This window comes from Streptomyces sp. NPDC091292, assembly GCF_044757265.1.
Lineage (GTDB): Bacteria > Actinomycetota > Actinomycetes > Streptomycetales > Streptomycetaceae > Streptomyces.
The window spans coordinates 1,610,399-1,632,403 of the sequence record NZ_JBIVUQ010000001.1 but is presented as its reverse complement, the minus strand read 5'-3'; the positions used below and the strand labels follow the sequence as shown (position 1 = coordinate 1,632,403).

General features: G+C 74.0%; 16 protein-coding genes and 1 riboswitch. Of the genes, 13 read left to right on the top strand and 3 right to left on the bottom strand.

Going from position 1 to position 22,005, the window contains the following annotated elements; all coding sequences use genetic code 11:
- The first annotated feature begins 29 nt into the window (after nucleotides 1–29).
- Nucleotides 30–155, top strand: a riboswitch (cobalamin riboswitch).
- 184 nt (nucleotides 156–339) lie between these two features.
- From ACIQNU_RS07850 to cobI, 7 genes are read left to right on the top strand one after another with little or no spacing between them, the layout of a single operon-like run.
- The gene (locus ACIQNU_RS07850; protein ID WP_401362126.1) at nucleotides 340–1,323 is read left to right on the top strand and encodes a cobalamin biosynthesis protein; all 984 of its coding nucleotides are present in this window, start codon (nucleotides 340–342) and stop codon (nucleotides 1,321–1,323) included.
- Nucleotides 1,324–1,337: 14 nt separating this feature from the next.
- The gene (locus ACIQNU_RS07845; RefSeq protein WP_401362123.1) at nucleotides 1,338–2,954 is read left to right on the top strand and encodes a cobyric acid synthase; all 1,617 of its coding nucleotides are present in this window, start codon (nucleotides 1,338–1,340) and stop codon (nucleotides 2,952–2,954) included.
- Nucleotides 2,951–6,658 carry a cobaltochelatase subunit CobN gene (cobN, locus tag ACIQNU_RS07840; RefSeq protein WP_401362121.1) on the top strand — a complete coding sequence of 1,236 codons (3,708 nt, stop codon included), beginning with the start codon at nucleotides 2,951–2,953 and terminating at the stop codon, nucleotides 6,656–6,658. The genes ACIQNU_RS07845 and cobN overlap by 4 nt, the downstream gene beginning before the upstream one ends.
- Nucleotides 6,655–8,823 (top strand): putative cobaltochelatase, encoded by a 2,169-nt coding sequence (locus tag ACIQNU_RS07835; RefSeq protein ID WP_401362119.1) that lies wholly within the window; start codon nucleotides 6,655–6,657, stop codon nucleotides 8,821–8,823. Before cobN ends, ACIQNU_RS07835 begins: the two co-directional genes overlap by 4 nt.
- Nucleotides 8,823–9,449 carry a cob(I)yrinic acid a,c-diamide adenosyltransferase gene (cobO, locus tag ACIQNU_RS07830; protein WP_401362116.1) on the top strand — a complete coding sequence of 209 codons (627 nt, stop codon included), beginning with the start codon at nucleotides 8,823–8,825 and terminating at the stop codon, nucleotides 9,447–9,449. The genes ACIQNU_RS07835 and cobO overlap by 1 nt, the downstream gene beginning before the upstream one ends.
- A gap of 22 nt (nucleotides 9,450–9,471) precedes the next feature.
- On the top strand, nucleotides 9,472–10,989 hold the full coding sequence (locus ACIQNU_RS07825; protein ID WP_401362113.1) for a cobyrinate a,c-diamide synthase: 1,518 nt from the start codon (nucleotides 9,472–9,474) through the stop codon (nucleotides 10,987–10,989).
- Between the two features lie 23 nt (nucleotides 10,990–11,012).
- Nucleotides 11,013–11,774: a precorrin-2 C(20)-methyltransferase gene (cobI, locus tag ACIQNU_RS07820; protein WP_401362551.1), complete on the top strand. Its 762-nt coding sequence runs from the start codon at nucleotides 11,013–11,015 to the stop codon at nucleotides 11,772–11,774.
- 26 nt (nucleotides 11,775–11,800) lie between these two features.
- Here cobI and ACIQNU_RS07815 read toward each other — a convergent pair whose 3' ends face one another.
- Nucleotides 11,801–12,529: a ZIP family metal transporter gene (locus ACIQNU_RS07815; RefSeq protein ID WP_401362110.1), complete on the bottom strand. Its 729-nt coding sequence runs from the start codon at nucleotides 12,527–12,529 to the stop codon at nucleotides 11,801–11,803.
- Nucleotides 12,530–12,624: 95 nt separating this feature from the next.
- On the opposite strand from ACIQNU_RS07815, the gene cobM reads away from it, so the two are divergent.
- Genes cobM through cobC form a run of 6 tightly spaced genes read left to right on the top strand, consistent with a single transcriptional unit; the run spans nucleotide 12,625 to nucleotide 19,158 of the window.
- Nucleotides 12,625–13,557: a precorrin-4 C(11)-methyltransferase gene (gene cobM / locus ACIQNU_RS07810; RefSeq protein WP_401362107.1), complete on the top strand. Its 933-nt coding sequence runs from the start codon at nucleotides 12,625–12,627 to the stop codon at nucleotides 13,555–13,557.
- Nucleotides 13,554–14,840 (top strand): precorrin-6y C5,15-methyltransferase (decarboxylating) subunit CbiE, encoded by a 1,287-nt coding sequence (cbiE, locus tag ACIQNU_RS07805; RefSeq protein ID WP_401362105.1) that lies wholly within the window; start codon nucleotides 13,554–13,556, stop codon nucleotides 14,838–14,840. The genes cobM and cbiE overlap by 4 nt, the downstream gene beginning before the upstream one ends.
- On the top strand, nucleotides 14,837–16,567 hold the full coding sequence (gene cobJ / locus ACIQNU_RS07800) for a precorrin-3B C(17)-methyltransferase (protein WP_401362103.1): 1,731 nt from the start codon (nucleotides 14,837–14,839) through the stop codon (nucleotides 16,565–16,567). Before cbiE ends, cobJ begins: the two co-directional genes overlap by 4 nt.
- Nucleotides 16,564–17,172, top strand: a complete 609-nt coding sequence (locus ACIQNU_RS07795; protein ID WP_401362100.1) for a precorrin-8X methylmutase — start codon at nucleotides 16,564–16,566, stop codon at nucleotides 17,170–17,172. The genes cobJ and ACIQNU_RS07795 overlap by 4 nt, the downstream gene beginning before the upstream one ends.
- Nucleotides 17,169–18,092, top strand: coding sequence for a sirohydrochlorin chelatase (locus ACIQNU_RS07790; protein ID WP_401362097.1), 924 nt, complete (start codon nucleotides 17,169–17,171; stop codon nucleotides 18,090–18,092). Before ACIQNU_RS07795 ends, ACIQNU_RS07790 begins: the two co-directional genes overlap by 4 nt.
- A complete protein-coding gene (gene cobC, locus ACIQNU_RS07785; protein ID WP_401362094.1) occupies nucleotides 18,082–19,158 on the top strand; it encodes an Rv2231c family pyridoxal phosphate-dependent protein CobC in 1,077 nt (358 codons plus the stop codon). The genes ACIQNU_RS07790 and cobC overlap by 11 nt, the downstream gene beginning before the upstream one ends.
- Nucleotides 19,159–19,568: 410 nt before the next feature.
- On the opposite strand, the gene ACIQNU_RS07780 is transcribed toward cobC, so the two are convergent.
- Nucleotides 19,569–20,528, bottom strand: a complete 960-nt coding sequence (locus ACIQNU_RS07780) for an SCO1860 family LAETG-anchored protein (protein ID WP_401362092.1) — start codon at nucleotides 20,526–20,528, stop codon at nucleotides 19,569–19,571.
- Nucleotides 20,529–20,878: 350 nt separating this feature from the next.
- Nucleotides 20,879–21,970 carry an amidohydrolase family protein gene (locus ACIQNU_RS07775; protein ID WP_401362089.1) on the bottom strand — a complete coding sequence of 364 codons (1,092 nt, stop codon included), beginning with the start codon at nucleotides 21,968–21,970 and terminating at the stop codon, nucleotides 20,879–20,881.
- Nucleotides 21,971–22,005 lie beyond the last annotated feature (35 nt).

Below are 22,005 nucleotides of genomic sequence, written 5' to 3'. Positions count from 1 at the left end.
TGGACTGCCGGGGCCATCACGGCGGCAGGAGAGGAAACCGGTGCGAATCCGGTGCGGTCCCGCCACTGTTACCGGGGAGCACTCCCCCACCGGACGTCACGGCCCGCACGGGCTGGAAGACCGGGGGAGCCGCGGATCCGGGAGCCAGGAGACTCTCGCCGTCGTGTCCGTCGAACCAGGGCGCGGACCCTGAGTGAGGACATAGCGCGATGCCGGGCTGCCCGCCTCCCCTGCCCTTCGGCCCTCTCGGCCCTCTCGATCTCGTCGTACCCGCGGTAGTACACGTGGTAGTACCCGTGGTAGTACCCGTCCCCCGAGGCGTCTCGGCCGGCTGAACCCATGCGTGCCGAGCGAGTCTTCGCTTACGGCGCCGCCGCCGGCCTGCTCGGCGACCTGATCCTCGGCGATCCCCGCCGAGGTCATCCGGTCGCCGTGTTCGGCCGGGCCGCGGGCGCCGTCGAACAGGTCCTGTGGCGTGACCACCGCGCGTGGGGCGCCCTCCACACGGCGGTGTGCGCCGGTGGCGCGACGGGCGCCGCCGCGCTGGCGTCCCGCGCGGTACGGACGTCTCCTTCCGCTTCCGTCGCGCTGACCGCCGCCGCGACCTGGTCGGTGCTCGGCGGGACGACCCTGGGCCGGGAGGCGCGGGCGATCGGCGCGGCGCTGGCCGCCGGGGACATCGCGGGCGCGCGCGAGCGGCTGCCGCATCTGTGCGGCCGGGACCCGCAGTCCCTGGACGGTCCCGGGATCGCACGGGCCGTCGTGGAGTCCGTCGCCGAGAACACCTCCGACGCCGTGGTGGGCGCCCTGGTGTGGGGCGCCGTCGGCGGTGTGCCCGGCCTGGTCGGGTTCCGTGCCGTCAACACGCTGGACGCGATGGTGGGTCACAAGTCGCCCCGCCACCGGCGGTTCGGGTGGGCCTCGGCGCGCCTCGACGACGTGGTGGGCGCGCCGGGTGCCCGGCTGACGGCTGCTCTCGCGGTGCTCGCGGGAGGCGACCCGGGCGGCGCCACGCGCGCGTGGCGTGCCGACGCCGGACGGCACCCCAGCCCCAACGCCGGTCCCGTGGAGGCGTCCTTCGCGGGCGCCCTGGGCGTACGGCTCGGCGGAACCCTCTCCTACGGGGGCCGGGTCGAGCACCGGCCCGTGCTCAACACCCATGGACGCGCCGTCGAGGTCCGGGACATCGAGCGGGCGGTACGGCTGTCGCGGCGGGTCGGCGTGCTCGCGCTCGGCGTGTCCGTGGCCGGACGGCTGACGTGGGCGGGGGCCGTGAGACGCGGACAGGCCGGGCGACGTACGCGCGCGGGAGGACGGGGATGAGCGGAGGGACAGGGGTGAGCGGGACCACGAGCGCCGGAGGCGTACGCAGGGGCGGTGGCCTGTTGGTCGCCGGGACCACGTCCGACGCCGGGAAGAGTGTCGTGACCGCCGGGATCTGCCGGTGGCTGGTGCGGCAAGGGGTCAAGGTCGCGCCGTTCAAGGGGCAGAACATGTCCCTGAACTCGTTCGTCACGCGCGAGGGCGCCGAGATCGGCCGGGCCCAGGCGATGCAGGCCCAGGCCGCCCGCGTCGAACCGACCGCGCTGATGAACCCCGTACTCCTCAAACCGGGCGGCGACCGCAGCAGCCAGGTCGTGCTGCTCGGCAAGCCGGTGGGCGAGTTGAGCGCGCAGGGCTTCTTCGGCCGGCCGGGCGCGCCCGGACACCACGACGGACCCGGTACGGACGGGCTGCGCGGTGGCCGGCAAGAGGCCCTGCTCGACACGGTCGTGGACTGCCTGGAGCGGTTGCGGGGCAGCCATGACGCCGTGATCTGCGAGGGGGCGGGCAGTCCGGCCGAGATCAATCTGCGGCGCACGGACATCGTGAACATGGGCGTCGCGCGGGCCGCGCGGCTGCCGGTCCTGGTGGTCGGCGACATCGACCGCGGCGGCGTCTTCGCTTCCTTCTTCGGTACGACGGCCCTGCTGGCCCCCGGGGACCAGGAGCTGCTGGCCGGGTATCTGGTCAACAAGTTCCGCGGCGACGTGTCCCTCCTCGAACCGGGCCTGGAGATGCTCCGGGGGCTCACCGGCCGTGCCACGTACGGCGTGCTGCCCTACCGGCACGGCCTCGGCATCGACGAGGAGGACGGGCTGCGGGTCTCGCTGCGCGGCGCGGTCCGTGAGTCCGTGGTCGCTCCCCCGCTCGGCGACGACGTGCTGCGGGTCGCGGTGTGCGCGGTGCCGTTGATGTCCAACTTCACCGACGTCGACGCGCTGGCCGCCGAGCCGGGTGTCGTGGTGCGTTTCGTGGACCGGCCGGAAGAGTTCGCCGACGCGGATCTCGTGATCGTTCCTGGAACCCGGGGCACGGTACGGGCGTTGGAGTGGATGAGAGAACGGGGGCTTGCGGCGGCGCTGGGGAGAAGGGCCGCCGAGGGGCGTCCGGTGCTGGGGATCTGCGGGGGATTCCAGCTCCTGGGCGAGCACATCGAGGACGAGGTCGAGTCACGCGCGGGCGCCGTGGACGGCCTGGGACTGCTGCCGGTGCGGGTCCGGTTCGCCCGCGAGAAGACCCTCACCCGCCCGTCCGGTCATGCCCTGGGCGAGCGCGTGGAGGGATACGAGATTCATCACGGTGTCGCCGATGTGCGAGGCGGCGACACCTTCCTGACCGACGACCGGGGACGCCCCCTGGACGGCTGCCGCTCCGGCGCCGTGTGGGGCACCCACTGGCACGGCTCGCTGGAGTCCGACGGCTTCCGGCGCGCCTTCCTGCGCGAGGTCGCGGCCACCGCGGGCCGCCGCTTCGTGCCGTCGCCCGACACGTCGTTCGGAGCGCTGCGCGAGGAGCAGTTGGACCTGCTCGGCGATCTGATCGAGGAACACGCGGATACGGACGCGCTGCTGCGGCTCATCGAGTCGGGCGCTCCGTCGGGACTGCCCTTCATTCCACCGGGAGCGCCATGAGCACCGTGCTGTTGTTGTCCACCGCCGACACCGATCTGCTGGCGGCGCGTGCCTCCGGCGCGCCCTACCGGATCGGCAACCCGACCCGGGTCGACGTGGGGGCCGAGCTGCCGGCGCTGGTCGCGGGCGCCGACATCGCCGTGGTGCGGCTCCTGGGCGGCAAGCGGGCGTGGGAGGACGGGCTCGCGGCGCTCAGGGCGTCCGGGATCCCGACGGTGCTGCTCGGCGGCGAGGCGGTGCCCGACGCGGAGCTGATGGCCGAGTCGACGGTGCACGCGGGCGCCGTCGCCGAGGCGCTGCGGTATCTCGTGGAGGGCGGCCCCGGCAATCTCGTGGAGCTGTCCCGGTTCCTGCTCCAGGACGTGCTGCGGGCGGGGCGGGGCGGCGGTACGGGGGACACGGCGGGCGACGGTTCCGTACGGCACAGCGCGGAGCCGCGTACGATGCCCGCGCACGGCGTGCACGGGACCCCCGCGCGCGTGGAGGGCCGTCCCACGGTGGGCGTGCTGTTCTACCGGGCGCACGAACTGTCGGGGAACACGGAGTTCGTGGACACCCTGTGCGAGGCGATCGAGGAGCGCGGCGCCAACGCCCTTCCGGTGTACTGCGGTTCGCTGCGCGGCGCCGACCCCGCGCTGTACGAGCTGCTGGGGCGGGCCGACGCGCTGATCGCGACGGTGCTCGCGGCGGGCGGCACGCACGCGTCGGACGCGTCGGCGGGCGGCGACGAGGAGGCGTGGGACATCGGCGCGCTCGCCGACCTCGACATTCCCGTGCTCCAGGGCCTGTGCCTCACGTCGTCGCGCGCCGCGTGGCAGGCGTCGGACGCGGCGCTGTCCCCGATGGACGCGGCGATGCAGGTGGCCATCCCGGAGTTCGACGGACGGCTGATCACGGTCCCGTTCTCCTTCAAGGAACAGGGCCCGGACGACGTGCCGGTGTACCGGGCCGATCCGGAGCGGGCCCGGCGGGTCGCCGGAATCGCCGTACGCCACGCGCGTCTTCGGCACAAGCCGCAGGTCGAGAAGCGGATCGCGGTCGTCTTCACGGCGTACCCGACGAAGCACTCGCGCGTGGGCAATGCCGTGGGGCTCGACACCCCGGCGTCCGCCGTCCGCGTCCTCGACGCGCTGCGCGCCGCCGGGTACACGGTGGAGGGACATCCGGACCAGGGCGACGAGTTGATCCACCGGCTGATCGCGGCGGGCGGTCACGACGTGGAGTGGCTGACCGAGGACCAGTTGGCGGCGGCCCCCGCGCGCGTGCCGCTCGCGGACTACCGCGCGTGGTTCGACACCCTCGACCCGGAGCTGCGCGCCGGCATGGTGGAGGCGTGGGGCGAGCCACCGGGCGGGCTGTACGTGGATGGCGACGACATCGTCCTCGCGTCGCTGCGGTTCGGGAACGTGGTGGTGATGATCCAGCCGCCGCGCGGCTTCGGCGAGAACCCGATCGCGATCTACCACGACCCCGACATGCCGCCGTCGCACCACTACCTGGCCGCGTACCGCTGGCTGGAGAACACCCCGGAGGACGGCGGGTTCGGCGCGGACGCGGTCGTGCACATGGGCAAGCACGGCACCATGGAGTGGCTGCCCGGCAAGGGCCTCGGCCTGTCGCGGGGCTGCGCGCCGGACGCGGTGCTCGGCGAACTGCCGCTGGTCTACCCGTTCATCGTCAACGACCCGGGCGAGGGCACCCAGGCCAAGCGCCGGGGCCACGCCACGGTGGTCGACCATCTGGTGCCGCCGATGGCCCGCGCGGACACCTACGGCGATCTGGCGAAGCTGGAGCAACTCCTCGACGAGTACGCCTTGGTGAGCGATCTCGACCCGGCGAAGGCCCCGGCGGTGCGCGCGCAGATCTGGACGCTCGTCAAGGCGGCCGAACTCCATCACGACCTGCATGTGGACGAGCAGCCGGACGACGGCGACTTCGACGAGTTCGTGATGCACATCGACGGCTATCTGTGCGAGATCAAGGACGTCCAGATCCGTGACGGACTGCACATCCTCGGCGGCGGCCCGGTCGGTGAGCCGCGCGTGAACCTGGTCCTGGCGGTGCTGCGGGCGGCCCAGGTGTGGGGCGGGCAGGCGAACGCGCTGCCGGGCCTGCGGGCGGCGCTCGCCGCGCACTTCGGGCTGGTCGAGAAGGACCTTCTCGGTGAGCCGGGCGCGCCCGTGAAGGTGCCGGTGGAGCTGACGGACCTGGTGGCGGGCCCCGCCCGGACCGGTGCCGACGCGATCGACCTCCTGGAGCAGGTGTGCCGACGGCTCGCGGAGGGCATGGAGGCGCGCGATTGGGAGGTGCCGGCGGTGCCCGCGCTGGTGCGCGAGGCGGTGGGTACGGAGGTCGCGGACGCGGTGGCGGTGCTGGAGTTCGCGTGCCGTGAGGTGGTGCCCCGGCTGGCCAGGACGACGGACGAGATCGGGCACATCCTGCGCGCGCTGAACGGGGGTTACGTCCCGGCGGGCCCCTCCGGCTCCCCCACGCGCGGCCTGGTGAACGTACTGCCGACGGGACGCAACTTCTACTCGGTCGACCCCAAGGCGATCCCGTCCCGGCTGTCCTGGGAGGTCGGCCAGGCGCTCGCGGACTCCCTGGTGGCCCGCTATCTCAGCGACACGGGCGACTATCCGAAGTCGGTCGGCCTGACTGTCTGGGGCACGTCGGCGATGCGGACGCAGGGCGACGACATCGCGGAGATCCTGGCGCTGCTCGGCTGCCGTCCCGTCTGGGACGACGCCTCGCGCCGCGTCACGGGCTTCGAGATCGTGCCCCTGGCCGAACTGGACCGGCCCCGTATCGACGTCACGGTCCGTATCTCGGGGTTCTTCCGGGACGCGTTCCCGCATGTCGTCGGCCTCATCGACGACGCGGTACGCGCGGTGGCCGAGCTGGACGAACCGGCCGACCGCAACCATGTGAAGGCGCACGCCGACGAGGACACGGCAGCGCACGGCGACCGGCGCCGCGCCACGTCCCGCATCTTCGGCTCCAAGCCGGGCGCGTACGGCGCGGGCCTGCTGCCGCTGATCGACGCCCGCAACTGGCGCTCCGACGAGGACCTCGCCGAGGTGTACGCGGTATGGGGCGGCTATGCGTACGGGCGGGGGCTCGACGGGCGCCCCGCGCGCGGGGACATGGAGACGGCGTTCCGCAGGATCGCGGTGGCCGCGAAGAACGTCGATACGCGCGAGCACGACCTGGTCGACGCCGACGACTACTTCCAGTACCACGGCGGCATGGTCGCCATGGTGCGCCATCTGACCGGGACGAGCCCCGAGGCGTACGTCGGGGACTCCGCCGTGCCCGACCAGGTGAAGACGCGCACCCTCGGCGAGGAGACGCACCGGGTGTTCCGCGCGCGGGTGGTCAACCCGCGCTGGATGGCGGCGATGCGCCGGCACGGCTACAAAGGCGCGTTCGAGATGGCGGCCACCGTGGACTACCTCTTCGGGTACGACGCGACGGCGGGCGTGGTCGACGACTGGATGTACGAGAAGTTGTCGGCGGAGTACGTGTTCGACGCGGAGAACCGGGACTTCATGAAGAAGTCCAACCCGTGGGCGCTGCGCGGCATCACCGAACGCCTCCTGGAGGCGGCTGAGCGGGGCCTGTGGGCGGAGCCGGACGCGCGGACGCTGGAGCGGCTGCGTGCGACGTATCTGGAGCTGGAAGGCGACCTGGAGGGCGACGAGTGAGTACCCCCTATCCGTTCACGGCGATTGTCGGGCAGGACGATCTGCGGCTCGCGCTGCTGCTGAACGCGGTGTCGCCGGCCGTCGGCGGTGTCCTCGTACGCGGCGAGAAGGGCACCGCCAAGTCCACCGCCGTCCGCGCGCTGTCGGCGCTGCTGCCCGCGGTGGACGTGGTCGCGGGCTGCCGGTTCTCCTGCGCGCCGGGCGCCCCCGACCCGGCCTGCCCGGACGGCCCGCACGAGACCGGTACGGGTGTGGAGCGGCCCGCGCGCATGGTCGAACTGCCCGTCGGCGCGTCCGAGGACCGGCTCGTCGGCGCGCTGGACATCGAGCGGGCGCTCGCCGACGGCGTCAAGGCGTTCGAGCCGGGGCTCCTTGCCGACGCGCACCGGGGCATCCTCTACGTGGACGAGGTCAACCTCCTCCACGACCACCTGGTGGACCTCCTCCTGGACGCGGCGGCCATGGGCGCGTCGTACGTCGAGCGGGAGGGCGTGTCCGTGCGGCACGCCGCGCGGTTCCTGCTGGTCGGCACCATGAACCCCGAAGAGGGCGAGCTGCGCCCGCAGTTGCTCGACCGGTTCGGACTGACCGTCGAGGTCGCGGCGTCGCGCGAACCCGATCTGCGGGTCGAGGTGGTGCGGCGGCGCCTCGGGTACGACGACGACCCGGAGGGTTTCGCCGGGCGCTGGGCGGACGAGGAGTCCGCGCTGCGCGCGCGGATCGTCGCCGCACGCGCCCTGCTGCCGCAGGTGCGGCTCGGCGACGGTGCGCTGCGGCAGATCGCGGCGACCTGTGCGGCCTTCGAGGTCGACGGGATGCGCGCCGACATCGTCATGGCGCGTACGGCGACGGCGCTGGCCGCATGGGCGGGGCGTACGGACGTGCTGGCGGAGGACGTACGGCAGGCGGCGCTGCTCGCGCTCCCGCACCGCAGGCGCCGCAACCCGTTCGACGCGCCGGGCCTGGACGAGGACAAACTCGACGACACGCTGGAGGAGTTCGGGGCGGGCGACGACCCGGACGGACCGGACCCCGAGAACCCTGAGAGCCCCGAGGACCCCGACTCCGACCCGGATCCGGACGGGCCGGGCGGAGGCGGCGGGCAGCCGCCCCGGGACGGCGGACCGGACACACCGCCTCCGCCGACCACGGACGCGGGCACGGACACGGACCCGGGTCCGCAGGGTGCCGACGAGCAGCCGCCGCCCTTCGGCGACGAGCCCGCGCGCGCGGAGGCCGGTGCCGAGGACGGGCAGCCGGGTGCGGGCGGTGGCGGAGGCGAGCAGGCGGCCGTGCGGGCCGCCGACCCGTTCCGGGCGAAGACCCTGACCGTGCCGGGGCTCGGCGAGGGCGCGGCCGGGCGGCGCTCCCGCGCGCGTACCGAACACGGCCGCACCACCGGCGCGCACCGGCCCCGGGGCGCGCTGACCAAGCTGCATCTGGCGGCGACCGTGCGGGCGGCGGCGCCGCACCAGGTGGCGCGCGGCAGGTCGGGGCCCGGTCTCGTCGTCCGCAGGGACGACCTCCGGCAGGCCACGCGGGAGGGCCGTGAGGGCAATCTCGTGCTGTTCGTGGTCGACGCGTCGGGGTCGATGGCGGCACGGCAGCGGATGAGCGCGGTGAAGGGCGCCGTCCTGTCGCTCCTGCTTGACGCCTACCAACGGCGGGACAAGGTGGGCCTGGTGACGTTCCGGCGCGCGGCGGCCGAGGTGGCGCTGCCGCCGACGTCGTCGGTGGACGCGGCGGCGGCCCGCCTGGAGTCGCTGCCCACGGGCGGCCGGACCCCGCTGGCCGCCGGGCTGCTGCGCGCGCACGACGTACTGCGCGTGGAGCGGCTGCGCGATCCCGCGCGGCGCCCCCTGCTCGTCGTGGTGACGGACGGGCGGGCGACGGGCGGCGTCGACCCGGTGCCGAGCGCCACGCGCGCGGCCCGCCTGCTCGCCGCCCAGGGCACGGCGTCCGTGGTCGTGGACTGCGAGGCGGGCCCGGTGCGGCTGGGTCTCGCGGGCCGGCTCGCGACCGACCTCGGCGGCACGGCGGTCACGCTGGACGAGCTGCGCGCGGACGCGCTCGCCGGGCTGGTCAACGAGGTGCGGGGCGTACGGGACATGGCGGGTGTACGGGGCGTACGGGGCGCGCCAGGTGCCGGGAAGAGGGTCGCGTAATGCCGCAGGGACAGCCTTCCGTCGTGCCGGACGACGGGCTCACCACCCGCCAGCGACGCAACCGGCCCCTGGTCGTCGTCCATACGGGGATCGGCAAGGGCAAGTCGACGGCTGCGTTCGGCCTCGCCCTGCGCGCGTGGAACCAGGGCTGGCCGATCGGGGTGTTCCAGTTCGTCAAGTCGGCGAAGTGGAAGGTCGGCGAGGAGAACGCACTGCGGGTGCTCGGCGCCAGCGGCCAGGGCGGCACGGTGGCCTGGCACAAGATGGGCGAGGGCTGGTCGTGGATCCAGCGGGGACCCGCCGACGGCGACCCCGGAGCGGCCACCAATGAGGAGAACGCGGACAAGGCGCGCGAAGGGTGGGCACAGGTCAAGCGGGACCTCGCGGCCGAGACGTACCAGCTCTATGTGCTCGACGAGTTCGCGTACCCGATGCACTGGGGCTGGGTCGATGTCGCCGAGGTCGTGGAGGTGCTGCGGGCGCGGCCCGGGACCCAGCATGTGGTGATCACCGGGCGCAACGCCCCTGCCGAACTCGTGGAGTACGCGGACCTCGTCACCGACATGTCGAAGGTCAAGCACCCGATGGACGCCGGGCAGAAGGGCCAGAGGGGGATCGAATGGTGACGACCCGAGCGGTGATGACCGGATGGTGATCTCGGTGCCCCGGATCGTGGTGGCCGCGCCTTCGTCGGGCAGCGGCAAGACGACGGTCGCGACGGGGCTGATGGCGGCGTTCACGGAGCGCGGGCTGCGGGTGTCGCCGCACAAGGTGGGGCCCGACTACATCGACCCGGGCTATCACGCGCTCGCGACGGGCCGGCCCGGCCGCAATCTGGACGCCTACCTGTGCGGTCCCGACCTGATCGCCCCGCTCTTCGCGCACGGCGCGCGGGGTGCCCGACTCGCCGTGATCGAGGGCGTGATGGGCCTGTTCGACGGTGCGTCGGGGCAGGGCGAGCTGGCGTCCACCGCGCAGGTCGCGAAGCTGCTGCGGGCACCGGTGGTGCTCGTCGTGGACGCGTCGTCCCAGTCCCGGTCGGTGGCCGCCCTGGTGCACGGTTTCGCCTCCTGGGACCCGGAGGTACGGATCGGCGGGGTGATCCTCAACAAGGTGGGGTCCGACCGTCACGAAGCCCTTTTGCGGGCGGCGTTGGACGAGTCCGGGGTGCCGGTGCTGGGTGTGCTCCGGCGCGCGCCGGAGGTCGTCTCGCCCTCCCGCCACCTCGGGCTCGTCCCCGTCGCGGAGAGGCGTGTCTCGGCGGTTGAGTCTGTTACGGGGATGGGGGCGCTGGTTCGTCAGGGGTGCGACTTGGATTCTCTGCTGGCCCTCGCTGACGCGGCGCCTCCGCTTGCCGTCGACCCGTGGCACCCCCAGGGGGCTCCGCCCCCGGACCCCCGCTCCTCAAACGCCGGAGGGGCTGGTTTTGGCTCCGCCGGCTCATCAGCCAACCAAGACTCCGCAATTGGCTCCGCCGGCTCGTCAGTCGCCCGAGGGGCTCCATTTGGCTCCGCCGGCTCCTCAAACGCCGGAGGGGCTGAAAATGCCCCCGCCCCCGCTCACCGCCCCGTCGTCGCCGTCGCCGCAGGCCCCGCCTTCTCCTTCCTCTACGCCGAGCACACCGAGCTGTTGACCGCCGCCGGGGCCAAGGTCGTCGTGTTCGATCCGTTGCGGGACGAGGCGCTTCCCGAGGGGACGCGGGGGGTGGTGATCGGGGGCGGGTTCCCCGAGGTGTACGCGGGGGAGCTGGCCGCCAACGAACCGCTGCGGAAGGCAGTCGGGGAGCTGGCGCGTTCGGGCGCCCCGGTGGCCGCCGAGTGTGCCGGGCTGCTGTATCTCGCGCGGTCCCTGGACGGCAGCCCCATGTGCGGGGTGCTGGACGCGGACGCACGGATGTCGGATCGGCTGACGCTCGGGTACCGGGACGCGGTCGCCGTGTCCGACAGCGTGCTCGCGCCGGCCGGGACACGGATGCGGGGGCACGAGTTCCACCGCACCGTGATCGAACCGGGCGCCGGCGCGGCGCCCGCGTGGGGGGTCCGCGCACCCGAACGGCGCGTCGAGGGATTCGTACAACGGGGTGTGCACGCGAGTTATCTGCACACGCACTGGGCCGCCGAGCCCGGTGTCGCCCGCCGGTTCGTGGAGAGGTGCGCGCAGTCATGAGCGACGGGAACAGCGGGAGTGTCATGACGGGCGGCGGCGGTCGGCTGATCGGCGTCGGCATGGGGCCCGGCGACCCCGAGTTGGTGACCGTCAAAGGCGTGAACGCGCTGCGGGACGCCGATGTCGTCGTGGTGCCCGTGATGGCGTCGGCGGACGGCACGGACGGCGGTGAACCCGGCCGGGCCGAGGCGACCGTACTGCACTACGTACCGGCGGAGCGCGTCGTGCGGGTGGTGTTCGCGCTGAACGAGCGGTCGGACCGGGCGCGCCGTGAGGCGGCGTGGGACGCGGCGGGCGGGCGCGTGGCGGAGCTGTTGCGGGCGCACCCGGTGGTGGCGTTCGCGACGATCGGGGACCCGAATGTGTACTCGACGTTCACGTATCTCGCGCAGACCGTGGGCGCGTTGGTGCCCGGGACCGTGGTCGAGACGGTCCCCGGGATCACGGCCATGCAGGACCTCGCCGCGCGCAGCGGTGCCGTCCTGACCGAGGGCACCGAGCCGCTGACGCTGGTGCCGGTGACGGCGGGCGCGGGGGTGCTGAAGGACGCGCTGGCGGGTCCGGGCACGGTCGTGGCGTACAAGTTCGGGCGGCTCGCGGGTGAGGTGGCCGCCGCGCTGCGGGAGACCGGGCGGACCGGCGACGCGGTGTGGGGGTCCGCGCTCGGGCTGCCCGGCGAGTCGATACGCCCCGCCGCCGAGCTGACGGACGACGGACCGCTGCCGTATCTGTCGACGCTGATCGCACCGGCCCGGCGCGATGGCGGGCGCGGGGGAAAACTGTGACCCGCCCCGCCGCCGACCGGGGGCTGTCAGTCCACGGCCGTCCCGATCACCACCCACATCAGCACCGCCCCGGCGACCGTGCACAACAGCGTCGAGCGTGCAGGATGGCGATGGCTGGCCTCCGGCAGGATCTCGGCCGCCGCGATGTAGAGCAGGGCGCCGCCGAAGAAGCCGAGATAGCAGGCGAGGGCTTGCGCCGGAATGGTGAAGAACAGCGTCGACGCCGCGCCGACGACGGGTGCGCAGGCATCGGCGAACAGCATCAGGAGCGCCTTGCGGTCGGCGTTCCCGTAGGCGCGCGTGACGGTGTACGTGTTGAAGCCGTCCGCGAAGTCATGGGTGATGACGGCGAGCGCGACGGTCAGCCCCATGGCGCTGTCGACCTGGAACGACGCCCCGATCGCGACCCCGTCGGCCATGCTGTGGCCGACCATCGCGGAGGCCGCGCCCATGCCGACCTGCGGCACCTGGCCCGGCTGATGGGCCCCGTGTTCGGCCTGACGCAGCGCCAGCAGCCGTTCCAGGATGTGCGCGACGAGGAAGCCGCCGACGAACAGCAGCAGTGCGGCGGGGACACCGTAGATCCGCTCGGGCGCGCCTTCCATCGCCTCCGGCAGCAGATCGAAGCCGACCACGCCGAGCATCAGTCCGCCGGCGAATCCGAGCACCAGATGGCGCCGGTCGGACACGTGCTGGGCCGTCCAGCCGCCGACCAGCGTCATCACGAACGATCCCAGCGCCACGAGCACGGCCATGGTCCCTTGCTAGCCCATCGCCCGCCCCCGCGCACGCACAAGTCCCCCTGACCACCCGCACCGCCCACCCGCACCACCCCCGAGAGGAACCTCCCATGGCCGAAGCGACCACCGACAAGGCCACCGAAGCGACCACCGACAAGGTCACCGACGAGGCCACCCCGCCCACCCCTGAGGCAACCGGCAAGGTGACCTTCGTCGGCGCAGGACCGGGCGCCGCCGACCTCCTCACCTTCCGCGCGGCGCGCGCCATCGCCGACGCGGACATCGTCATCTGGGCGGCGAGCCTCGTACAGGCAGAAGTCCTCGACCACGCGCGCGGGGGCGCCGAGATCCTGGACTCGGCGGCGATGTCCCTGGAAGACGTCGTCGCGGTGTACGCGCGCGCGGCGGCGGACGGTCTGAAGGTCGCCCGGGTCCACTCGGGCGACCCGGCGCTGTGGGGCGGCACGCAGGAGCAGCTCGACCGGTGCGCGGAGATCGGGGTGGCCACCGAGGTGGTCCCCGGGGTCTCGTCGTTCTCGGCGGTCGCGGCGCTCGCGCGGCGGGAGCTGACGATCCCGGAGGTCGCGCAGTCGGTGATCCTCACCCGGCTCGGCGGCGGCAAGACGCCGATGCCGCCGGGCGAGGAGGTACGGGAGTTCGCGCGGCACGGCACGACGATGGCGCTGTTCCTGTCGGCGGCGCGCAGCGGCCAGCTCGTCAGGGAACTGCTGGAGGGCGGGTATCCGGAGTCGACGCCGGTCGTGGTCGCGTACCAGGCGACCTGGCCGGAGGAGCTGATCGTGACGTGCACGGTCGGCACGCTGGAGGAGACCGTCAAGGAACACCGGCTGTGGAAGCACACCTTGTTCCTGGTGGGTCCGGCGCTCGCCGCACACGGCACCCGTTCCCACCTCTACCACCCGGGGCACTTCCACGGCTTCCGCCGGGCCGAGCCCGGGGCGCGGGCCCGGCTGCGCGCGGAGCGGGCCGAGCGGGACGCACGCCAGGAACCCGACGTAAGGGCGGAGCCGTCCGGATCATGATCACGGTCATCGGTACGGGCACGGGCGCACCGCTCCCCCCGGACGCGCGGGCCGCGCTGGCCGGCGCGGGCCTCGTCGTCGGCGCGCGCCGCCACCTCGAAGCGGCCGGACTCGCCGACGGTACGGAACGGATCGTGCTCGGTCCGCTCGCCCCCGCGCTCGACGCCATCGAGGCCCGGCGTACCGCCGATGCGGAGGGGCGGGGCCGGATCGTGGTGCTCGCGTCGGGGGACCCCGGGTTCTTCGGGATCGTGCGGGTGCTCGCGGAGCGGTTCGGGTCCGGGGCGCTGGACGTGCGGGCCGGAGTGTCGTCGGTGGCCTGGGCGTTCGCGCGGGCCGGGTTGGAGTGGGCCGACGCGGTGGTCGTCAGCGCGCACGGGCGCGACCCGCGCACGGCGGTGAACGTGTGCCGGGCGCACCCCAAGGTCGCCGTACTCACCGGTCCCGGCGCGGGCCCCGCCGAACTCGGCGCCGCACTGGCGGACGGGACGACGGACCGCACCCTCATCGTGGCGCGCGCCCTGGGCGACCCCGCGCACGAGTCCATGGAGCGGGTGACCCCCGCCGAGGCCGCCGCGCGCGACTGGGGCACGGCGGTCAGCGTGGTCCTGTGCCTGGACGCGGCCCTCCCCGAGCCTGGCCCGGCGGCCGGTTCCGCATCCGGCCCCGTGACCATCGCGGGCCCCCGCCCCGGACCCGACCGCTGGGCCCTGGAGGAGGACGCGTTCGCGCACCGCGACTCGATGATCACGAAGTTCGAGGTACGGGCCCTCGCGCTGGCCCGGCTCGGCCCCCGCACCGGCGACCTGGTGTGGGACGTGGGCGCGGGCTCAGGGTCGGTGGCCGTGGAGTGCGCGCGGTTCGGCGCGGCGGCCGTCGCCGTGGAGAGGAGCGCGGACGGGATCGCCCGTATCCGCGCCAACGCCGACGCGCACGGCGTGTCCGTACGGGCCGTGCACGGCTCGGCGCCCGCCGTCCTGTCCGAACTCCCCGAGCCGGACGCCGTGTTCATCGGCGGCGGGGGCGCCGAGCTGCCGGCGATCGTCACGGCGTGCGCGCGGCGGGCGCGGCGCGCGGTGGTGGTCGCGATGGCCGCGCTCGACCGGGTACCGGCCGCACGCGCGGCGCTGACCGGCGCCGGTTACTCGTGCGACGGCGTGCTGCTCCAGTCGTCCCGGCTCGCGCCCCTGCCCGGGGACGTCACCCGGCTCGCCGCCGCCAACCCCGTCTTCCTGCTGTGGGGCACCCGCCCCACGCCGTCTTTGCGAGGAGAGAACAAGTGATCGGCCTGATCTCCGCGACCGGGGCGGGCGCCCTGGCCCGCGACCGGCTGGCGACCGCGTGGCCCGGCAGGACCCGGGTGTACGAGGGTCCCGTGGCGGACGCCGTTCGGCGGGCGTTCGGCGAGTGCGAGCAGGTGGTGTGCTGTCTCGCGACGGGCGCGGTGGTCCGGATCCTCGCCCCGCTGCTGTCCGACAAGGCGACCGACCCCGGTGTGGTGTGCGTGGACGAGGCCGGGCAGTTCGCGGTGTCCCTCGTCGGCGGTCACGAGGGCGGCGCCAACGCGCTGGCGCGGGAGGTCGCGGACGTGCTCGGGGCGCGGCCCGTGGTGACGACGGCGACGGACGCGGCGGGCATCCCGGGCCTGGACACGCTGGGGATTCCGTACGAGGGCGATGTCGCCGGGGTGTCCCGGGCGCTGCTCGACGGGGAGCCGGTGGGGCTGGTGGCGGAGGTGTCCTGGCCACTGCCCGCACTGCCGTTCACGAGCGTACTGCCGTTCACGGCCGGTGAACCGGTTACCGGGGCCGCCGTCGTACGGGTCACCGACCGGCTGGTCCCGTCGGCGGACGGCGAGGTCGTGCTGCGTCCCCCGTCCCTGGTCGCCGGGGTCGGCGGCTCCCGGGGCGTGTCCGTGGACGAGGTCGCGGGGCTGGTGCGCGACGCGCTCCGGGACGCCGGGCTGTCCGCCCGCTCCCTCGCCGCGCTGGCCACGGTCGACGCGAAGGCGGACGAGCCGGGGATCACGGGGGCCGCCGCGCTCCTCGGAGTGCCCCTGCTGACGTACTCCGCCGGGGAGTTGGCGGGCGTGGACGTGCCGAATCCGTCGGACGCGCCGCTCGCCGCCGTCGGCACCCCGTCCGTGGCCGAGGCCGCCGCGCTGATCGGCGGCGGTGAACTCCTCGTACCGAAGCGGAAGTCGGTGCGGACGGACGGTTCGGCCGCGATGGCGACGTGCGCGGTGGTGCGGCGGGCGGCGCGGGGGCGGCTCGCCGTGGTCGGGCTCGGGCCCGGCGCGCGGGATCTGCTGACACCGCGCGCGAAGGACGAACTGCGCCGGGCGTCGGTCCTGGTGGGCCTCGACCAGTACGTGGACCAGATCCGGGATCTGCTGCGGCCCGGTACGCGGGTCCTGGAGTCGGGGCTCGGCGCCGAGGAGGAACGGGCCCGTACCGCCGTCGCCGAGGCGCGCGCGGGGCACGCGGTGGCGCTGATCGGCAGCGGGGACGCGGGTGTGTACGCGATGGCGTCGCCGGCGCTCGCCGAGGCGTCCGACGACATCGACGTGGTCGGGGTGCCGGGGGTGACGGCGGCGCTCGCGGCGGGCGCGCTGCTCGGGGCGCCGCTCGGCCACGACCATGTGTCGATCAGCCTCTCCGACCTGCACACCCCGTGGGAGGTGATCGAGCGGCGGGTGCGGGCCGCCGCCGAGTCCGATCTCGTGGTCACCTTCTACAACCCGCGCAGCCGGGGCCGGGACTGGCAGTTGCCGAAGGCGCTGGGCATCCTCGCCGAGCACCGGGCGCCGACGACGCCCGTCGGGGTCGTCCGCAACGCCTCGCGTCCGGACGGGTCGACGCGGGTGACGACGCTCGCCGGGCTCGGTCCGGAGGCCGTCAGGAGTGTCGACATGATGACCGTGGTGACCGTCGGCAACACGGCGACCCGGGAGATCGCGGGCCGTATGGTCACGCCGCGCGGCTACCGCTGGCAGGAGGAGCCGAAGTGACCGGGACCGAGAACCGGGTCGTGCACCCCATCGAGCAGGAGTCCTTCCGGCGGCTGCGGGCCCGCCTCGACACCACAGGGCTGCCGCCGCTGACCCGGGCCGTGGTCGAGCGCGTCATCCACTCCGCCGCCGACCTCGACTACGCGGCCGACCTCGTCCTCGACGAGGACACGCTCCGCCCGGCGCACACCGCGCTGCACGCGGGGGCGCCCGTCGTCGTGGACGTCGAGATGGTCGCCGCCGGGATCACCCGCCGATCCACCGTGTGCCGGCTGAAGGATGCCGTGGCGGGCCCGGGGCTGACCCGGTCCGCGCACGCGGTGCGGCTGGCGTACGAGGAGGTCGGGCCCGGCGCGCTCTGGGTGATCGGCTGCGCGCCGACCGCCCTGGAGGAGCTGCTCACGCTGGACGCCGCGCCCGCGCTGGTGATCGGGCTGCCGGTCGGGTTCGTCGGCGCGGCCGAGTCGAAGGCGGCGCTGCGGGCGAGCGGGCTGCCCGCCGTCAGCAATGTCTCCGAGAAGGGCGGCTCGGCGGTGGCCGCTGCTGCCCTCAACGCCCTTCTGTACCACCCCGTTTCCGTATCCGCTCTGGAGGAGAAATCGTGACCACCCCCCGCCCCGCACTGCTCATCGCCGGACACGGCACCCGGGACGAGGGGGGCGCCGAGGCGTTCCGCGCGTTCGTCCGGGAGCTGGGGCGCCGGAACCCAGGGCTGCCCGTCGCCGGCGGCTTCATCGAACTGTCGCCGCCGCCGCTGGGCGAGGCGGTGGCCGAGCTGGTGGAGCAGGGGGTACGGCGGTTCGCGGCCGTACCGCTGATGCTGGTGTCGGCCGGGCACGCGAAGGGGGACATTCCGGCGGCGCTGGCCCGCGAGAAGGAACGGCACCCCGGGATCTCGTACACCTACGGCCGTCCGCTCGGTCCGCACCCCGCGCTGCTGCGCGTCCTCGAACGCCGCGTCGACGAGGCGCTGGGCGGCGCGAACGGCGAGGCGGTGGACCGCTCCGGGACCACGGTGCTCCTGGTGGGGCGCGGGTCGACGGACCCGGACGCCAACGCCGAAGTCCTCAAGGCGGCGCGGCTGTTGTGGGAGGGGCGGGGGTACGCGGGCGTGGAGACGGCGTTCGTGTCGCTGGCTGCGCCCGATGTGCCGTCGGGCCTGGAGCGCTGCGTGAAGCTGGGCGCACGCCGGATCGTGGTGCTGCCGTACTTCCTGTTCACGGGCGTCCTGCCGGAGCGGGTGCGGCGGCAGACGGCGGACTGGGCGGCGGCGCATCCCGGGGTCGAGGTGCGGTCGGCCGAGGTGATCGGTCCGGAGCCGGAGCTGCTGGACCTGGTGATGGAGCGGTACGAGGAGGCCGCGCGCGGTCAGGTGCGGATGAACTGCGACGCGTGCGTGTACCGGATCGCGCTGCCGGGTTTCGAGGACAAGGTGGGGCTCCCGCAGCAGCCCCACTTCCACCCGGACGACGACGGCCACCACGGACATGGGCACGGGCACGGGCATCATGCGCATGCGCACTGAGGGGGAAGGGGGCTCGGCGGGCGGGCCGGATCTGCGGCACCACGGGGACGCGGAGGTCCGCGACGACGGGCGCAACCTCGTGGACCTCGCGGTGAACGTCCGTACGGACACTCCCCCGGCCTGGCTGCGGGACCGGATCGCGGCGTCCCTCGTGGGGCTCGCGGCCTATCCGGACGGGCGTGCGGCGCGGGCGGCGGTGGCGGCACGGCACGGACTACCTGCGGAACGGGTGCTGTTGACGGCCGGGGCCGCCGAGGCGTTCGTCCTGCTCGCGCGGGCGCTGAAGGTGGTACGGCCGGTGGTCGTGCATCCGCAGTTCACCGAGCCGGAGGCCGCGTTGCGGGACGCGGGGCATGAGGTGGGGCGGGTGCTGCTGCGCCCGGAGGACGGATTCCGGCTCGACCCGGCCCTCGTCCCCGAGGACGCCGACCTGGTGATGATCGGCAACCCTACGAACCCGACATCGGTCCTGCACCCGGCGTCGCTCATCACCGAACTGGCCCGCCCCGGGCGGACGGTGGTCGTGGACGAGGCGTTCATGGACGCGGTACCGGGTGAACGGGAGTCCCTGGCCGGGCGCCTGGACGTCCCCGGCCTGATCGTCCTGCGCAGCCTGACGAAGACGTGGGGGCTGGCCGGGCTGCGGATCGGGTACGTGCTGGCGGCGCCGGAGACGATCGCCGCGCTGGAGCGGGCGCAGCCGTTGTGGCCGGTGTCGTCGCCGGCGCTGGTGGCGGCCGAGGCGTGTGTCGGGGGCGGGGCCCTGGCCGAGGCGGCGCGGTGCGCGGACCAAGTGGTCCGCGACCGCGAGGTGTTGCTCACGGGCCTGGCCCGCCTCGCCCCCACGGGCCTCCGAGTGGCGGCCCACCCGGAGGCCCCCTTCGTCCTCCTGACCCACCCCGAGGCGACGAAGCTCCGCACCCGCCTGAGAGAGGCGGGCTACGCGGTCCGCCGAGGCGACACGTTCCCGGGCCTGAACGAGACCTACCTGAGACTGGCGGTCCGCCCCCCGACAACCACCACGAACTTCCTCCAGGCCCTGACCCAAGCGACAACGGAGCCCTGACAGCCACCCCCACGCCGGAAGGAAACCTCGCCGACGCCAAAGGAAACGAACGCCGACAGCCGCCCGGCGGACGGGTTCGACCCCGGACGGAGACTCCCGCACCACGGACAAGGCTCCTCCCGCCACGGAGAGAGCTTGTCCCGCCGCAGTGGATGCGTTGTCCCGGCGGAGACAAGGCTCCTCCCGCCGCAGACAGAGCCCCCCGCCCCGGACGGGCCCTTCTCCCGCCGCAGGCGGATGTTTCAAATCCGCCGCAACGGCGAGCACCCCCGCCGCCCCCTGACCGGCGGTCATCACTCACCGCAAGTCACGGAAGGACCCGCCGTCCCGGGAAAGGCGGCGCCCCCCGGCCCCCGCACCGCCGCCATCCGCCCCGCAGGGGCGGACCAGTCACCCCGGTATCACGACCGTCACCCCCGGCGGGCCCGCCGCGCAAGGGCGACAGCCCCGGCACCCCCGCCCAACAGGACAATCGCCCCGCCCGCGATGTACGGCGTCGCCGAACTGCCCCCGGTCTCCGCGAGGTTCTCCCCGGTGCCGCCCTGCGGCTTCACCTCCGGCTTCTCCTCGGCCGGCTTGTCGACGGCCGGCTCCGGCGCGGGCTTCGATGTCGGAGTCGAGGTCGGCGTCGGGTCCGTCTTCGCCCCGGCCGGCGGAGCCTCACACGTGGCGCCCGCGAGGGTGACCGTCCCCTCGACCTCGGCCACGTTCAGCTTGAGCGGGTTCACGGACACCTTCAGCTCCAGCGCGGACGCGGCAGCCGTACGGGACGTCGTCTCCGTCTTGGACAGGTCGAGGCGGACCTCGCCCACGCCCGGCACCTTGACCTCGGTGGTGCCGCCCGCGGAGAGGGTGATCTTCTTGCCGAGCACGGTGACGGGTCCGAGCACGTTCGACTCGGCGACCGGCTTCCGGCCCGCCTCGCAGACCGCCCTGGACGTGACCTCCTGGACCTCGATCAGGGAGAGCAGCGGAAGCCCGGGGAGGTGGATCTTGGCGTGCGCGAGATTCGTGTACCCCTCGGCCTTCTTCTTGTCCACGGTCGCCTTGGCCTGGGCGACGTCGGCGCGCAGCACGCTGAACGGCTTGCCGCCCTCGACACCGTCCAACTGGACGGTCAGCGCGGTCTTGTCGGCGTTCGCGGGCGCGTGGACCTCGTTCAGGGTGACGGCCAGCGGCACGTTCACGGTCTTGTTGAGCAGGGAGACGTCGAGCCCGGTGCGGAGCACGACGGCGCTCGCCCGGCCCTGGTCGCCGGTGGCGTGGGCACTGCCGGCGCCGGCGAGGACCGCGGGCCCGGCGACGAGCACCGTGGCGGCCGTGGTGGCGGCGAGTCGGCGTGCGGGCAGGCGGAAGGCGTTGCTGTTCAAGGTGGTGGGACCCCCACAAGAGACATCGGAAGAGACACGACGTCATCGGGGACCGCGTCGAACGGGGACCAAGGCGGTCACCCGACGACGTCGTTCCCGGAATAATTACGCACGGAGAGTGAACGGTCAGCGACCTGACGTGAGTTCACCCCAAAGTGATGTTTCCGAGCCTTTGTTTGAATATTCCGGCACGCGCGTTCCCTCAGGTCACCCGGTTCACGTACGGCGAAGTGCCCTTGCGGAGTGCGCCGGTTGACGGAACGGGAGTGCGCCGGCCGTGCGCCGGAGGTGTTCAACGAATCGCCGTACGCGCACGTAACGCCCCGTCAACCCGGCGCCCCGGCCGCAGGTCAGCCGACGATCCGGCCGTTCAGCACGATGCGTCGCGGCGCCGTCAGGACCCGTACGTCCGCACGCGGGTCCGTCCCGTACACGACGAGGTCGGCCGGGGCGCCCTCCACGAGCCCGGGGCGGCCGAGCCATGCGCGGGCGCCCCAGACGGCGGCGGAGAGCGCGTCGACGGCGGGCAGCCCTGCGGTGACGAGTTCGGCGACCTCACCGCCGACCAGACCGTGGGCGAGCCCGCCGCCCGCGTCCGTACCGGCGTAGACGGGCACTCCGGCGTCGTAGGCCGCGCGGACGGTGTCGTAGCGGCGCTCGTGCAGTCGGCGCATATGGGCCGACCAGCGGGGGAACTTGGACTCGCCGCCGTCCGCGAGGGCGGGGAACGTGGCGATGTTGACGAGCGTCGGCACGATGGCGACGCCGTGTGCGGCGAAGAGCGGGATCGTGTCCTCGGTGAGGCCGGTGGCGTGCTCGACGCAGTCGATGCCCGCCTCGACGAGGTCCCGCAGGGAGTCCTCGGCGAAGCAGTGCGCGGTGACGCGGGCACCGAGCCGGTGGGCCTCGGCGATGGCCGCCTCGACGGCTCCGCGCGGCCAGCAGGCGGTGAGGTCCCCGGCGTCCCGGTCGATCCAGTCGCCGACGAGCTTGACCCAGCCGTCGCCCCGCCGGGCCTCCTGGGCGACGTACGCGACGAGGTCGGCCGGCTCGATCTCGTGGGCGTAGTTACGAATGTAACGGCGGGTACGGGCGATGTGCCGGCCCGCCCTGATGATCTTCGGGAGGTCTTCGCGGTCGTCGATCCAGCGGGTGTCGGACGGGGAACCGGCGTCGCGCAGGAGCAGCGCGCCGACATCGCGGTCGGTGAGGGCCTGCTTCTCGGCGACGTCGGCGGAGACCGGGCCGTGGGCGTCGAGGCCGACATGGCAGTGCGCGTCGACCAGACCGGGCAGCGCCCAGCCCTCGACGGTGGTCACGTCGCGGGCACCGGCCGGCCGGTCGTACGTCACCCGCCCGCCGACGACCCACAGCTCGTCCCGGACGTCCTCGGGCCCGACGAGCACCCGCCCCTTCACGTGCAGCACCGCGCGATCACCCATACGGAAACCCTAGGCCGTAGGGCCCCGAGCCCGAT